At 44.0% G+C, this 16,108-nt stretch carries 12 protein-coding genes; 2 read left to right on the forward strand and 10 right to left on the reverse strand.

Annotation, left to right across the window (positions count from 1 at the left end; genetic code table 11):
• Positions 1-2 precede the first annotated feature (2 nt).
• From hcaC to hcaE, 3 genes are read right to left on the reverse strand one after another with little or no spacing between them, the layout of a single operon-like run.
• Positions 3-329, reverse strand: coding sequence for a 3-phenylpropionate/cinnamic acid dioxygenase ferredoxin subunit (gene hcaC / locus Q9R21_RS12095; RefSeq protein WP_004278517.1), 327 nt, complete (start codon positions 327-329; stop codon positions 3-5).
• Positions 329-847 (reverse strand): 3-phenylpropionate/cinnamic acid dioxygenase subunit beta, encoded by a 519-nt coding sequence (gene hcaF / locus Q9R21_RS12100; protein WP_191111986.1) that lies wholly within the window; start codon positions 845-847, stop codon positions 329-331. The genes hcaC and hcaF overlap by 1 nt, the downstream gene beginning before the upstream one ends.
• Positions 844-2,211: a 3-phenylpropionate/cinnamic acid dioxygenase subunit alpha gene (gene hcaE, locus Q9R21_RS12105; RefSeq protein WP_004278520.1), complete on the reverse strand. Its 1,368-nt coding sequence runs from the start codon at positions 2,209-2,211 to the stop codon at positions 844-846. Before hcaE ends, hcaF begins: the two co-directional genes overlap by 4 nt.
• 281 nt (positions 2,212-2,492) lie before the next feature.
• Between hcaE and hcaR the strand changes: the two genes are divergently transcribed.
• Positions 2,493-3,401 (forward strand): DNA-binding transcriptional regulator HcaR, encoded by a 909-nt coding sequence (gene hcaR / locus Q9R21_RS12110; RefSeq protein ID WP_224216949.1) that lies wholly within the window; start codon positions 2,493-2,495, stop codon positions 3,399-3,401.
• Between the two features lie 380 nt (positions 3,402-3,781).
• Here the strand turns inward: hcaR and Q9R21_RS12115 are convergent, their stop codons facing one another.
• The 7 genes from Q9R21_RS12115 to Q9R21_RS12145 all read right to left on the reverse strand — a co-directional run bounded on the left by Q9R21_RS12115 (position 3,782) and on the right by Q9R21_RS12145 (position 11,739).
• Entirely contained in the window at positions 3,782-4,642 is an 861-nt protein-coding gene (locus Q9R21_RS12115) for an alpha/beta hydrolase (RefSeq protein WP_311204577.1), read from the reverse strand.
• A 279-nt stretch (positions 4,643-4,921) separates the two neighbouring features.
• Entirely contained in the window at positions 4,922-6,184 is a 1,263-nt protein-coding gene (locus Q9R21_RS12120; RefSeq protein ID WP_311204578.1) for an OprD family outer membrane porin, read from the reverse strand.
• A gap of 429 nt (positions 6,185-6,613) precedes the next feature.
• Entirely contained in the window at positions 6,614-7,633 is a 1,020-nt protein-coding gene (gene dmpG / locus Q9R21_RS12125; RefSeq protein ID WP_311204579.1) for a 4-hydroxy-2-oxovalerate aldolase, read from the reverse strand.
• A gap of 11 nt (positions 7,634-7,644) precedes the next feature.
• Positions 7,645-8,538 (reverse strand): acetaldehyde dehydrogenase (acetylating), encoded by an 894-nt coding sequence (locus tag Q9R21_RS12130; protein ID WP_004278526.1) that lies wholly within the window; start codon positions 8,536-8,538, stop codon positions 7,645-7,647.
• Positions 8,539-8,562: 24 nt separating this feature from the next.
• Positions 8,563-9,360, reverse strand: coding sequence for a fumarylacetoacetate hydrolase family protein (locus Q9R21_RS12135; protein WP_311204580.1), 798 nt, complete (start codon positions 9,358-9,360; stop codon positions 8,563-8,565).
• A 407-nt stretch (positions 9,361-9,767) separates the two neighbouring features.
• Positions 9,768-10,436 carry an HAD-IA family hydrolase gene (locus Q9R21_RS12140; protein ID WP_311204581.1) on the reverse strand — a complete coding sequence of 223 codons (669 nt, stop codon included), beginning with the start codon at positions 10,434-10,436 and terminating at the stop codon, positions 9,768-9,770.
• 346 nt (positions 10,437-10,782) lie between these two features.
• Entirely contained in the window at positions 10,783-11,739 is a 957-nt protein-coding gene (locus Q9R21_RS12145; RefSeq protein WP_004278531.1) for an RluA family pseudouridine synthase, read from the reverse strand.
• Between the two features lie 766 nt (positions 11,740-12,505).
• Between Q9R21_RS12145 and Q9R21_RS12150 the strand changes: the two genes are divergently transcribed.
• Entirely contained in the window at positions 12,506-15,985 is a 3,480-nt protein-coding gene (locus tag Q9R21_RS12150; RefSeq protein WP_311204582.1) for an Rne/Rng family ribonuclease, read from the forward strand.
• The last annotated feature ends 123 nt before the right edge of the window (positions 15,986-16,108 follow it).

Below are 16,108 nucleotides of genomic sequence, written 5' to 3' on the forward strand. Positions count from 1 at the left end.
GCTTACTCTCCTGCCATCTCTACAAACAATTGACCATCTTCAACAATCACTGGGAACGTTTTGATTGGATCAGTTGCAGGTAGACATAATGCTTCACCTGTTTTTAAACAGAAACGAGCTGAATGTAATGGACATTCAACAGTACCATCATCTTCAAGGTAACCTTCAGACATAGAAGCATTACCATGACTGCATTTATCGTTCATAGCGAAGAATTCACCGCCATTGTTAAATACAGCCAGCGCTTCGATACCGTTTACGCCACAATCTACTTTTAACGCTTCGCCTTCGTCTAATTCGTCAACTTGGCAAACAAAAATCTTATTCATTAGAAGAACACACTCAGGTTATGTGAACTGTAAGTAACTTGGTCAAGCGTGATCTTACGGTTGAAGATTTGGAAGCCTAAGCCACCTTCAACTTTACGGATCTTGTCATGACGTTTACCACAGTAAATCACGACGTCTTTCTCTTTCTGTGTACGGTATAACAAGTAAGTTACGTACACGTCGTATTCGCCTTCAACTTCAGTTGGCTCTACGATCACGTTGCTCACCATGTGGGTGGTACGTGACGGAGGCTCTTCAGCCCAAGCCATACCAGTCTCAAGACGTGCTACACGACGCTCTAAAAGGTCTTTCGAATCGTTGAACACCCAAGTGGTAGGTGGTTCAACTGAACGACGACGGTCACGGGTTTGTGCGTTTGGTGTGGTACGTAGCGTGTAAGAAATATCTTCAGCTAAGGTATCTAACCATTCGCGGAATTTCCAATCGTCTAGCAATTTTGCTTCGCGATAAAGGAACTGACTAATTTGGTGATGAAGTTCTAAGCTGATTTGACTCATTTCATAAGCTCCTTCTCATATTCGTCAGCTGCTTTTTCCACGTCTTCCCATTTTTCATGGATCAATAAATCTGCCCAGCGGCGGTACATACCACGTGCTGCAGTTTCAGAGAAAATGTAGTTGGTGATCCCCGGGATACCATCTTCACGTACTTTTTCGTTGCCTTTACCCATTTCCATAATGAGTTTGTTTTGACGCGCTTTATAACCACGTAAAACTTTTTGGATCTCGATCCAGTTTTCAGAGTCATCTTGCTCCAGGAAACCGGCTGGACCAAAGGCACGCGTTGCAGAACGTTCAAATGCTTCTTTCACTTCTTGAGATGCTTCAGCATCAGCAATACAGAATGCCCATACTTCAGTTTTGTTTGGACCACGTGGGTGCCATACGCGAAGTGTTGCAGTACCGTTCAACCAAGACAAAGTTGGGAACATGGTGTTGTGACCTGCAAGACGCAGTGCACGAGTCTCGCCTAGGCGCTCTTTAACTTCGTCGTACGTTTCACGGAAGTAGTTGGCAACTTCACCGTCAACCCACACGTTTGCGTCTGGTTTCTCTGTGAAGAAGAAGCCTGAACCATGACCGCGTGAACCATACTGGATCGCGTCTTTCGCAGTTTCCCAAACTGGACGAGCAGTTTGCGCAGCACCTAATTTCTTAGAAGATTCGTCATCTGGTTTCGCGCCCAATACTTGGATCGCAGAAGCGTGAGAGAACAATGCGTGGTATTGGTCAGATGCAAACTGTTCCGCTGCAAACTTCCAGTTACACTCGATTTCCCACTTGTGTACACCACCAATGATTTCAGTACCACCTGGACGACGGTCAACAACGCCATCTAAGTACCAAGCGATATCACCCATGTATTCTTCTAGGTCAGGTGTGGTTTCATCCCAACAAGCGAATACCAAGCCTTTGTAAGACTTCACACGATTCACTTCAACCAGACCCCATTGCTCTTTACATGCCCCATGTGGGTAAGCACGATCTTCAAGCGGGATATCTTTTAAAGAACCGTCAATGCCGTATGACCAGCCGTGGTACGGGCAAGTAAATGCACGGGTATTACCACAGTCAGCGAAGCTTACACGCATAGAGCGGTGACGACACTGGTTTAAAAATGCTTTGATTGAGCCATCTTTTTGACGTGCCACAATGATTGGATCTTCACCCATGTAGGTGTTGAAGAAATCACCAGCCTTAGGAATTTGGCTTTCATGGCAAAGGAATAACCAAGTACGACCGAAAACACGTTCGAGTTCTAATTCGTAAATGTCAGGATCTGTATAAATAGATGGCGTAATACGTCCATTTTGTGCATCGACTAAAGCATCGATTTCGCGCACATCAATTTTTCCACTCATGAAAAGCTCTCCTGTGACCTATCTTTGGCACAAAGTAATAGACTCAACTTTTCAACGATGATGGATTTGACAGCGTTTTTCGGGAAATATTTTTTTTGTTTCAATTAAGAGCTTAAAGCAATTATTAAGCACGTGAATTTTTATATTAAAACATCTATTAATCCCGCCAGAGCATTTAGTTTATGAATGGGAAAATAATCTTCACGACATAGTTGTTTATAGATTATACTTTGAGGAAATTATAGTAAGACATTTTTTGGATTACTCTTTGGGTTGATGACATGGAATTACGACACCTTCGCTACTTTATCACCGTTGCTGAAGAGCTCAATTTTAGTAAGGCAGCACTTAAACTTTATACGGCTCAACCCTCACTTAGCCAGCAAATCAAAGACCTGGAAGAGGATGTCGGGGTAAAGCTACTCAACCGGACCAAACGTAAAGTAGAGCTGACCGAAGAAGGCGCCGTATTCCTGGAACAGGCTCGTCTTACTCTTGCACAGGCAGATAAAGCCGTTGCCATGGCACGTCAGGTGTCACAGGCCAAGCAGCAAATGCTCCGCATAGGTTTTGTACCGGTGGCCGAGATGAAAATCTTCCCCTATATCTTGCCAAATCTACGTGTACAGAACCCGGATTTAAAAATTGAACTGCTCAGCCTGAACAACAATGAGCAGATGCGTTTGTTAAAAAAAGGCGATCTGGATCTTACATTTACCCGCCATAATTTTAATAGTGATGAAATTGAAAGCCAGTTCGTGATTCGTGAACCGCTGATTTTTCTCCTGCCTAAAGATCACCCCTTAGCAAAATACGAAAGAATTCCTGCTAAAGCATTGAATGGGATTGATTTTATTATTCCATCAGCAGAGCAGTCCTTGACCCTGAACCAGGCTATTCTGGACTTTGCCAAAGCCAACGGCATTGAACTCAATATCGTGCAAAAGGCCGATAATATTTTATTTAATATCAACTCGATCGGAATGGGCCTAGGCTGTACCATTTTGCCTGGCTATATTGCACCACTAACCATGGATAATACCGTGATTCGTCCGCTGGACGTGGAATTGCCCTATTTAGACCTGTATGTCAGCTACCATAAAAACAACAAATCCTATGCCGTCAGCAAATTTCTTGAACTCTTGACCCGTGTGTTCTATCTGGATATTAACCGTAGCGAACAAAATTAATCCTATTTCTTCTCTGCATTAAGCATATGCCATTCAACTTTTGATAGGCATGTGCTTTTTTTGTTTTATTATTTTATGCTTAAGAATTCGTTTTTAATTCTATTTTGTGATAAAGAATCTATTTCTAGCGTTTAAATTTGTCACTTGACCTCGACCAAAATTGTGTATTTTTAGCTCTAAATGTGCTGCATTTACCACTTAAGTCTAATAAAATTTAATTCGGATTTTTCTCAGTTTAAATAGCTCAAACCTATAAAAATTATTAGATTTTTAGATTTATCCAAATAAATGAGAATCAAACTCACTTAGGTACGCTACCTTAAATATTCCCGATATAAAAAAGGATGACCGAAGCCATCCTTTTTAAAACTACATCGAGCTTATTTTACGCCGTGTACAGCCAAGTAGTTTTTGATCACAGTGTTGAACTCATCTGCTTTTTCAACTTGAGACCAGTGACCACATTGGCTGAAGATATGTGCATCAGCATTTGGCACGATGTTCAGGATGTCCCAAGTACGAGAAACCGGAATCACCACGTCTTGCGTACCATGAATCAATAGTACAGGCACAGTAATGTCTTTCATTTTTTCGAAGTCTAATGAGAATTCGAAACGGTCACGGTCACGTGCGCCAACCACATCCATTAAACGATTTGATGCATAGTCATTTGCAGCAGAAGCAAAACGTACTTTTACCAGTTCATCAGTAATCAGGTCTTTGTTTACGACAAACATAGAAAGGGTTTTCTTGATTCCTTCTTCTGTAAGAACTGGGTTTGCGTGAGCTTTAAGTGCAGCTGTCTGTTTCGCACCGCCCGTACCCATAGACACGATACCCAAAATACGATCTGGATAATCCAATGCCATCTGGAATGCTAACCAGCCACCCAGAGAGTTACCGACCAACCAGGTTTTTTCGATACCCAAAGCATCTAGCGTACGGATCGCATGATCTACCCAGGCACGGATACCATATTCAGTACCCGGTGCAACCACAGTTTGGCCATAACCAATGGTATCAATCGCGATACAACGCGCTTGCTCACCAATTTGTGGCAGGTTTAACCACCAGTTTGCCGCGGCCGATACACCTGTACCTGAACCGTGTAAAAATAGAATAGGCGTACCTTCACCAATTTCGTGGTAATGGGTCAACTCGCCTTCAGCAGTTTCAATCCATTTGTCTTCTAAGCCAAAGAATGGATCTGTTTGATAGTCAGGGATTTGAACAGTGCTCATATTGCTTCCTCTTACAGTCTTTCGCTTGCGTGTCCCTCTATTTTCAAGAATTCGACGTCAAGTTGACTCATTAAAATGACTTGTGTACACCCTTATATTAACCGCTCAACCGCAGCAAACTGATACAAAATTACGATTGCACCCAACAAAATAGATATAATTTAAGTATTTGTTTTATATATTTTTTTATAAATTAAACCCTACATAAACTAAGGCTTTAACTGCATTCTTAAACCAAAAAGCAGCCAGAAGACTGACTGCTTTTAAAATATACGCGTATTAGAATTTATGCGTATAAGTGGTGGCGACACGGTATTCTTGCAGGTCTGGTTTTGCTGGATTGGCAAAATTCACATCAATATACATCGCCTGTACACCCAAACCTTTTAATTTACCTTCTGGCACAGTGTAGTTCACGATGGCATTCACTTCATCCGTATTGAAGTTCTGACCTTGATACGCCCCAGTACCTTTCTGATCATAACCTTTGAAATATACGGCTGTTGCATTTAAGCCTTTTGCACCCATTTCAGAGAAGTCATAGCCATAAGAAACACTCCATGACTTTTCTTCTGGCGCGGTAAAAGTCGCTACCCCCCAGTTCGCCAGATAAGGCTGTGGCACCCAGCCACCCAATGTCGGGAATGCGCTATCACCAAACATTTGCTGGTAACCTACACCTACGGTATGTGCACCATGATTCACTTTTGCAGCGACAGATAATGCTTGGTTATCGATCTCACCATACAGCTTGTCACCTGACTCCGAGTTATCGAAGTAACGGATGTGGCTATCTAATTTGGTTTTTTCACCAAGCGCAGTTTTATAATTCACACCCAGATAATGCTGTTGGTAAATGTCTTGAACATCGGCATACCAGTAGCTCGCCCCTACTTCTTTAGTAAGTTGGTGGTCTACACCCGCAATCCACATGCCATCAGCTTCAGCACCCGTATCATAGAAACTTGGTGGAGCAAATTTAGTTAAATCACGGAACTGGTTGTCATAACGGTTGTTAATACCATCAATATAAGCCAGAGTTAACTTGGTATCTTTAAGGTCTTTAGACTCTAACCAGGCACCACTATAAGTCGTCAATAACTGACGCGATGGATCAAATACCAAGACTGGAGATACAGGCAATAACTCACCGACTTTCAGTTCAGTTTGTGACACTTTGGCTTTTAAGGTCGCGCCGACTTTACCGAAATGGTCTTTTGATTCTTTGCCATCGTGTGGTAAAACCCAGTCCGGATTTTTATCACGGCCATTGAGTTTAACTGCATGCTGAACCAGTACATCAGCACCGACCTGCACACCACCACCGATATCGTGATAACCGGACTTGGCATCCAGAGTCACGCCTTGTGACCAAGAACCCCAGTTACGTGATGAGTAGTTATCTTGATACTGACGGTCTAGATAAAAGTTTTTAAATTTGAGTTGAACATTGCTGTCGTCAATAAAGTCTGCATTCGTTGCAGTTGTCCCTAAAGTTGCTGTCGCAGCAAGCATTGCAATCCATAAATTGTGACGACGCATGATGAGTTCCCCATTCAGCTGATAAAATCCATGCAGCCATCATGCGCAAGTCGGTTTAAATAAAAAATCCGACCACAGTATTAAACTTTTGCTCTTTTAGCTCTGCATATTCCGGGCCCAGATTTAAGCACTCAATCTCTTAGATTTTAAACCGATTAATGAAAATAAAAATTTGACCAGATATTTAATTCAAATTTCTGTTTCCTTTATTAATAAGCGCAATTTTTTTAAAAACTTTAAGATAATATTTTTTATTTATCGTTTTTATGTTTAAGGAAAAAATTAAACTAAAATAATCTTCACATAACACTATAACTAAAATATCTGAGATCAGAGTTTTATTATATTATTAAATCTACTTCATAATAAAAAAGCATCCACTTTGGATGCTTTTTTATTGGACTTATTTTAATACCACGGCATTAAAAATTAAGCTTGTAACTCACGAGCTTTAGACATGGTTAATGCCAAGTCTTCAATCATGTCTTCCTGACCACCTACCGTACCACGGCGACCAAGTTCCATCAGGATTTCACGCGCAGATACGCCATATTTCGCTTCAGCACGTTTAGCAAATAACAGGAATGACGAGTAAACACCCGCATAACCTAAAGTTGCCGCATCACGGTCGGCACGAATCGGGTTGTGCATCATTGGAATCACTAGATCTTCAGCAACGTCTTGCACTTTGAACAAGTCAACGCCAGTGTCCATACCCATACGGTTTGCCACAGCGATAAACAGCTCAAGTGGTGTGTTACCAGCGCCAGCACCAAGACCAGCAGATGCCAAGTCAACACGTACTGCACCTGCTTGAACAGCAGCAACAGTATTCGATACACCCATACCTAAGTTGTGGTGACCATGGAAACCAAGCTCAATGCTTGAATCCAAGTGTTGACGTAAGTGACCCACACGGTCGATCACGTCTTGAGGAAGCATGTAACCTGCTGAGTCAGTCACATAGATACAGTTTGCACCGTAAGACACCATCTTGTTCGCTTCTTCAAGCAATTTTTCAGGAGATGCCATGTGCGCCAACATCAAGAAACCGACCGTGTCCATGTCTAGTTTGCGTGCAGCCGTGATGTGCTGTTCTGAGCAATCCGCTTCTGTACAGTGCGTTGCAACACGAATAGTAGACACACCAATTTCATGCGCCATTTTTAAATGGTCAACCGTACCGATCCCAGGCAGAAGCAATGCAGATACTTTTGCATTTTTCATACGTGGCACAACAGCAGACAGGTATTCTTCATCCGTTGCCGCAGCAAAACCGTAGTTGACGGATGAACCGCCAAGGCCGTCACCATGCGTGACTTCAATTAAAGGTACGCCTGCATCATCAAGTGCTGTTGAAATTGCAATCATTTGCTCAACAGTGGTTTGATGGCGCTGTGGATGCATACCATCACGCAAAGTCATATCATGAACAATAATCTTAGACATGTGGTTGCTCCTTAAGCGTCTTTATTGAATACGTGTTCTGCAAACATCTCTGCAGTACGTGCTGCAGCAGCAGTCATGATGTCAAGGTTACCCGCATATTTCGGCAGGAAATCACCAAGACCTTCAACTTCTAAGTAAATTGACACGCGGTTGCCATCAAAAACTGGACCATTGACAAGCTTGTAACCCGGTACATATTTTTGAACTTCTTTAATCATTGCGTGTACAGATTCAGTGATCGCCGCTTGATCCGGTTCACCCTCTACCAGACAGTGAACCGTGTCACGCATCATCAGTGGTGGCTCAGCCGGGTTGATGATGATAATCGCTTTACCCTGTTTCGCGCCGCCCACTTTCTCAATGGCACCGGCAGTGGTACGGGTAAATTCATCAATGTTTTTACGTGTACCTGGACCTACTGATTTAGTCGATACCGTTGCAATGATCTCACCATATTCAACAGGCTGAACGCGAGAAACTGCAGCAACCATCGGAATCGTTGCCTGACCGCCACAGGTGACCATGTTTACGTTTGGCACTTCGCCACCCGCAAGCAATGCTTCCAGGTTTACAGGTGGTACGCAGAATGGACCGATCGCAGCAGGCGTCAAGTCAATCATCAGTACACCAAGTTCATTGAGCTTGCGGCTATTTTCAGCATGTACGTATGCAGACGTTGCATCGAATGCAATTTTAATATCATCTGCAATCACGTGAGGAAGAAGACCATCCACACCTTCAGCGGTGGTTTTTAAACCCATTTTCGCAGCACGCGCCAAACCTTCAGAAGTCGGGTCAATCCCCACCATCCATACCGGCTCTAACCATTCGCTACGTTGTAATTTATAAAGCAAATCAGTACCAATATTCCCTGGACCGATCATTGCACATTTAATCTTTTTCATGAATGTACTCTCTTGGAATCTTGATTATTCAGCAGCGAATGCAGCGGTTACTGAACCGAAGCCTTCAATTTCAACCTTGAATTCATCACCTGGTTGCGCCACAACCATTGGACCTAAAGCACCCGTCAAGATGATGTCACCTTTTAACAGCGGACGACCACGGCGTACCATTTCATCAGCCAGCCAAACAGCAGCATTCAATGGGTTTGCCAGACATGCTTTACCCACGCCTTGAGACACGACTTCTTCACCACGCGTCATCACCATCTTGCAGTTCACCAGATCAAGATTCTCTAATTTAACCGGCTGAGAACCCAAGACAAATGCAGCAGAAGATGCGTTATCTGCTACAGTATCAATCAGGCTGATTTTCCAGTTTTCGATACGGCTATCGACCACTTCAATTGCAGGCAATGCATAATCAGTTGCGCTGATAATGTCTGCATAGGTGTGTTTTTCTTTGGTTAAATCCTGGTTAATCACCAATGCGATTTCTGCTTCAACTTTCGGCTGAATCAGAAGGCCAGCTGGAATTGCTTCACCATCGCCATAGGCCATGTCGGCAAATAACATACCGAAATCCGGCTGATCTACACCCAGTTGCGCTTGAACGACTTTAGACGTCAAACCAATTTTACGACCCACCAGACGGCGACCTTCAGACAAAGCACGCTCGGTATTCACTTCCTGAACGGCATAGGCGATATCTACGTCAGCACTTTCACCGCCAAGTTCCGGGCGAATCGGTGCAATCGTAGTTTGTGATAATTCAGCGCTACGAAGTGCTTGTGCAACTGATTCAACAACAGCAGAATTCGACATCAATGTTTCCTTAAACTGCAAAAATTAGGCTTATGCTGGGATCTAAGAGGGACAGAAAATATGAACATGATCAAGCTGATCATCCGCATGGACTGCCTTTCTCAGAGCGAGCATAGGAATAAACAGTTTTAGGATGGGAAAAATCCGGCGTTTGTGCCAATAGTTATTTTATTTTTTGCTATAGCTATTATCTATAAGGAGAATTCATAAAAATTTAGATAAAACAAAATCTTATTATTTAAAACATATCGTTATTTAGCAAAATAACTACCATAATATGACCGAATAAAATCAGTACAATTACGACTTTAGACTAAAAGATAAGAACCAGCGCTTAAATCTACAGCATTCCCCAGCCAATTTAAACCGGGGAAACACATTCCTTGCACTGCAACCAAGATACTGGATTAAACTGCTTGTTTCCATTGGACTTTAGCCAACAATGCGCTATGCAAAGCAGCCACATCATCCACGATACAGACTGGATTAAATTGTGCTAAAAGTTCAGGCGCATGTACGCCATAACTTACCCCAACACTTGGCATGGCAATATTTTTCGCCATTTCCAGATCATAAGACGTATCACCGACCATAATCGCATGATCAGCCTGCACACCGGTTTCTGCCAGAATTTCTTCTAACATTAATGGATGAGGTTTGGAACGGGTTTCGCTGGCTGCGCGCGTGGTCACAAACAGCTCTTCACTGTTTGTCTGTTTTAATACACGATCCAGACCTTTACGGCTTTTCCCTGTGGCTACTGCCAGCTTCACGCCTTGCTGCTGTAAATCTGCGAGCATGTGCGCTACGCCTTCAAACCAGGAATCTCCCGATGAGTTGGCAACATAATGATCGGAATAGGCCTGCAAAATATCTGCATGTAAATCTGGCACGGTTGGGAAAAGTCGCTGTGCGACTTCTGGCAAACCTAGGCCAATAATACTTTTGGCATCTGCATCCGTTAAAGGCTGCTGAAATTGCTGTGCGGCAAACTGCAAACTCGCTACGATTTGACCCACTGAATCAAATAAAGTGCCATCCCAATCGAAAATGACCAATTTTACAGGTGAGTTCATAAAAGATTTCCTAAATTTGATTCAGTCTTGAAGCCCTCTCCTACAAGGAGAAGGAATTTTTCATTCTTAAGCAAATGACTTTAATAAAAGAACCAATAAAGTCGAATTATCAATGAAGTTTTAATTCAACATTACTCTTTAATAAGTAACGTTCCCTCTCCTGAACGAGTTTAAAGCACTGCTTTAAACGACGTGCAAGAAGGAGACTTGCTCAGCAGTGCTGCTTAGGGAAAGGATTCTTTCGAAATTTAATCTCCCCTAGCCCTCTTTAAGAAATAGGGGAATTCCCTCCTTTTTCAAAGGAGGGTGAGGGTGGATTAAATTTATTAAAAGAAAAAATAAGTCCTTATTGGGCAGCCGGTTTATCCGCTTTCTGCGCTCTTAACTGCGCCACCAGACTCTGCATATCTTCTGGCAATGGTGCTTCAATTGCTGGATAGCCCGGAATGTCCAGACGCATTGCATGTAAACACAAACGGCGTGGTTTTGGCCCACGATATTCTGTTTCATGACCATACTTTTCATCGCCTACTAGCGGATGACCAATACTCAAACCATGAACACGAATCTGATGGGTACGACCAGAAAGCGGAGATGCATACACCAGTGTGGCATGCATAAAACGTTCCTGCACATTCCACTGGGTTTTAGACTCTTTACCTTCTTTCGGGGACACGCAGACACGACGTTCACCATTGGCCAGCTCGTAACGATGTAAAGGTGCATCAATCAGCTGTTTATCCAGACTGACCTGCCCTTTTACTACAGCGGCATAGGTTTTTTTGATTTTATGTTCACGCAACATATCTTGTAATGTTTTCAACACGCTACGCTTTTTGGAAATCATCACCAGACCGGAAGTATCACGGTCAATCCGGTGAATCAGTTCCAGATACTTTTTACCGGTTGCGGCACGCAAGCCCTCAATCAGGCCATAGGCCACACCGCTACCACCATGCACAGCAATCCCGGAAGGTTTATTCACGACCATCAAACCTTCATCTTCATAAATCACACGGGCCAATAAGCCTTGTGCCACTTTGTCAGAAACAGGTGCAGCAGATTCATCTTTTTGTTCATAGCGAATCGGCGCAACGCGAATCTGGTCACCGATTGCGAGTTTGGTTTCTGCTTTAATGCGTTTTTTATTAACGCGAACCTGGCCTTCACGAATCAGACGATAGATACGGCTTTTTGGCACACCTTTCAGACGACTAAACAGGAAATTATCGATGCGTTGTCCATCTTGATGTTCATCCACTTCAAACCAAGTGACGTTTTGCCATTGTTGCGTAGAATTCATACAGTTACTATGACCCAAAAAATACTAAAATTGATTAAAAACTGATCACTTAGGTTATGCTTTACACAAGAAACATAAGCTTAGCCCATAGGCAGATGATGCAAGGTTTGATATAGTCAGCGCACGGAAACCATCGTTTGTGAGTAAAAGTTGAATCATTTCAGATTTTTCTGAACTTGATTGTTCAATTAAAGACTCACATGATACGGGAAGGTCCCCAAAGAATTATGCCACGCCGAAGGCTTATTATATCGGCAAACAAAGCAAACTGTTGCGTTTAATTGTACCTCAGGTACATAAATCAGTTTGTCTTAAAAAATATGTCGCCAACTTTGTTGGTTTTTAAACGTAAACTGATACACATCAGATTAGTCGCAACCTGAAGACGACTTCAGGCTACAGCGTTGATGCATTGGATCTGCACAGTTTGTAAAGATACGACGACAATTCCGTATCAAGACACTTTCTATAAAGAAGGGATGATCTTCGAGCAATGTGACAGTGAAAGTTACACACATCCAATGCACCGCTCGTCCGCCAGTGAAGCGTTCAGGTGACTTTAATCCGTTTAAAGATTGAAGCCGTATTGCCATCATCAATACGTGAATCAAAAACCGAAGCCCATCTATATTAAATAGAGCTCGGTCATAAAAGACTCAAACCACAATGAAATTCATTGCAGATTTGAGCCATTGATCCGTGATGTGTGATGTTCGCTACGTGTATAGCGATTTTTTGCTGTGTATCACTATAAGGTGTTACACCCATGAAACGTATGTTGATTAATGCAACACATGCCGAAGAAATTCGCGTTGCACTTGTCACTGGTCAGCGTCTTTACGATTTTGATTTAGAAAATCGTACCCGTGAACAAAAAAAATCCAATATCTACAAAGGTCACGTGACTCGCGTTGAACCTTCTTTAGAAGCTGTATTCGTTGAATACGGTGCAGGTCGCCAAGGCTTCCTGTCAATGCGTGAAATCGCAAATTCATATTACAAAGCCGACCCTCGCCAAACTTCAAATATCCGTGAACTGATCACTGAAGGCACCGAACTTCTGGTTCAGGTGGAAAAAGAAGAGCGTGGCAATAAAGGCGCTGCCCTGTCTACTTTTATCTCACTTGCTGGCCGTTATTTGGTCTTGATGCCAAACAACCCTAAAGGTGGTGGTATCAGCCGTCAGATTTCTGGTTCAGTGCGTGAAGAACTGAAAGAAATGCTGGCAACACTGAACGTGCCACGTGGTATGAGTGTGATTGTGCGTACTGCCGGGATCGGTCGTTCACAAGAAGAATTGCAACTCGACTTACAGCACTTGTTAGACCTTTGGGCACAAATCCAGAGCACTGCAAGTTCAGGTCCATCGCCAATGTTGGTACATCAGGAAGCGGGCGTAGTGACACGTGCCATTCGTGACTACCTGCGTGATGATGTTGCTGAAATCCTGATTGACTCAGAACAAGCTTATAACGAAGCTTATAACTTCGTAAAAGCGGTAATGCCACGTCAGTTAGAAAAACTGAAAACTTATACCTTAAATGAACCTTTATTTGCGCATTTCGCGATTGAAAGTCAAATTCAAACTGCTTATGAACGTGAAGTAAAACTTCCTTCGGGCGGTTCGATCGTAATCGATCAAACTGAAGCTTTAGTGTCAATTGACATTAACTCGGCAAAATCGACTCGCGGTAGCGACGTTGAAGACACCGCGTTAAATACCAATATTGAAGCGGCAGAAGAAATCGCGCGTCAATTACGTTTACGTGATATCGGTGGTCTGGTGGTGATCGACTTCATCGACATGACTAAAGACCGCAACCAGCGTATGGTGGAAGCGAAGCTGCGTGAAGCGACGCAAAGTGACCGTGCCCGTATCCAGTTCGGTCAATTGTCACGTTTTGGTTTGATGGAAATGAGCCGTCAACGTCTGCGTCCTTCTCTTGAAGAAGCGACTGGCTACGTTTGCCCACGCTGCCATGGTACCGGCATGGTTCGTGATCTTCGTTCTTTATCACTTTCGATTATGCGTAAAGTGGAAGAGATCGCGCTACGTGAACGTCATGGTGAAGTTCAAGTCGAAGTTCCAGTCGAAATTGCTGCCTTCTTATTGAATGAAAAACGTCACACCTTGGTCTATTTAGAACAGACTTCAAATGTACGTGTGACTGTGTTGCCGCATCCGCATCTGGAAACACCGCATTATGAAATTACTTATAATGCCGAAGGCTTTGCACCAACCAGCTATGAACGTACTGAAGCTACGCGTTCAAGTGAAAAAGAGTTGGGCTATGAGTCATCTGAATGGCATTTAGAAGAAGAACAACATACGCATGCTGCTGCACCAGCGCCTGCTCAACAGCAAAACAACGGCAGAAACAATAAACGCCGTAACCAGCAAAACCAAAATGTACAGCAAGCACCTGTTGCACAACAAGCTCCTGCCCAAGCACAAGTTGCTGCTCCTGCATCTAGCCCATGTGCCTGGTTAGAAAACCTGTTTGTTCAAAAACAGGCTGCGACTGTTGATCAATCGCGTACTGCCAACAATGCAGCTGCAGCAATTGAACAAATGATCAATGGTGGTGCGGTGAGCCGTGGTCAGTTCGGTCAATTGTCTGCACCGGTGGCACAACCTGCTCCACAGCAAGTGTCTCAACCGGTTGCTCCGGCAAGCAGCAATGCCTATCTGGCACCATCGACTGTAGCGCAAAAACAGGAACGTGATGCTGAAAAACCGGCAGAGCGTGATGAAAGAGCGCCGCGTCATAACAATAAAAAACCACGCAATCCGAAGCACAAAGAACCGCGTGAGCAGGTTCAGTCCGAAGCTTCCGCTCCTCAGCAACATCAGGTGCATGAAGAAGTGGTTCAGGTATCTCGTCAAGAGCAACGTCATGAAGCACGTGAAAACAAGCGTAATTCTCGCCGTCAGCATCACAACGAGCCATCTCAGCAAAATGATGTTCAAAACAATGAACAACAGCCACAACAGGCAATGCCACGTCGTGACCGCCGTAACCAGCCACGTCAGGAACGTCCAAATCGCCACCGCGATCCAAGCGTGCTGAATGAGCAGGCTCAACAAGCAGCACCTGCAGTCGTTGAAGTTCCAGCAGTCAATGACAAGCAGCTTCGTGTTGAATTGGTCGATGCGCCACGTCAAGACGTGATGCCGACTGCTATGGTGGTGAATATTGACCAGGCGAAAAGCGAAATCGTGGCATTGAATGACAATGCTGCAGTTGTAACGCCAGCGGTTGAAGTTACTGCACCGGCAGATGCGCCAGTTGAAGAAGCCGCTGCTGAAAATGTAGTAGAAGCTGCACTGACAGCACCTGCTGAAGAAGTTGTGACAGCGGAAGAATCAAGTGCTGAAAAACCTCGTGCCAGCAACGATCCGCGTCAGCGTCGTCGTCAGCAACGTGAAGGACAGCCTCAACAGGCTACAGTTCAAAAGTTGACTCCGTCACAAGTACCAACTTTGGGTCAGTTCACTATTGGTAGCCTGATTCGCCATGTTTATGGTGAAGACTGCTCCGTGCTCATTGAACAGTTTGGTTTATTGCCAACCTTCAACCGTGCTCTAGAGAAGTTCACAAAAGAGTACAACGCGAGTCTGGTGGCTGCAGCATCGCCTGTCGCAGAGAAAAAACCGGTCACCCGTGATGTTCAAGTGACGGTAGCTAAGGTTGAAGCAGAGCCTGCTCCAGTTCTGGATCTAACTCCACCAAAACCGGTGTCGGACAAACGTGTCGCAAACGATCCACGTGAGCGTCGCCGTCTGGCTAAACAGGCTGCAGAACAGGCCCTGCAACAAGCCAAGCAACAGGCTAAAGTAGAAACAGCTCCGGCAGTTGAAACTGTACCAGAAGCACCTGTAGCAACAGAAGCACAAGCAGAGTCTGCTGAAGCAGCAGCAACTGAAACTCCAGTAGCCACTGAAATCGCTATTGAAGAAACCGTAAATGCTCAGCCAGCTGAACAAGCAACTGAAACTACGGCACCAGTAGATACAGCTCCTACAGAAGCGGCTCCAGTGACTGAAGCTCAACCTGAAGATGCTGCGCCAGTTGAAGCAAATGCTGAATCAGAAGCTCCTGTTACAGAAGCCCAGGATCAGGCCGAAGTAACAACAGAAGACACTGAAGCCAGCGAAGCTGAAAAAGCAGAGAAACAGGCTGCCCGTCCACGTCGTCCACGTGGTCGTCCACCGAAAAAAGCCAATACTGCAACTGAATCATAATTTGCTCAATTGCAGTCATCTAAAAAAACCTAGTCATTTCGATGACTAGGTTTTTTTTTGCTAGATTTAGTCAGAATAGGTTGATTGCACTAGTGTTTTAACGCTAAAAGATGGATAGCTCGT

Source organism: Acinetobacter sp. RG5 (assembly GCF_031844265.1).
Taxonomy (GTDB): domain Bacteria; phylum Pseudomonadota; class Gammaproteobacteria; order Pseudomonadales; family Moraxellaceae; genus Acinetobacter.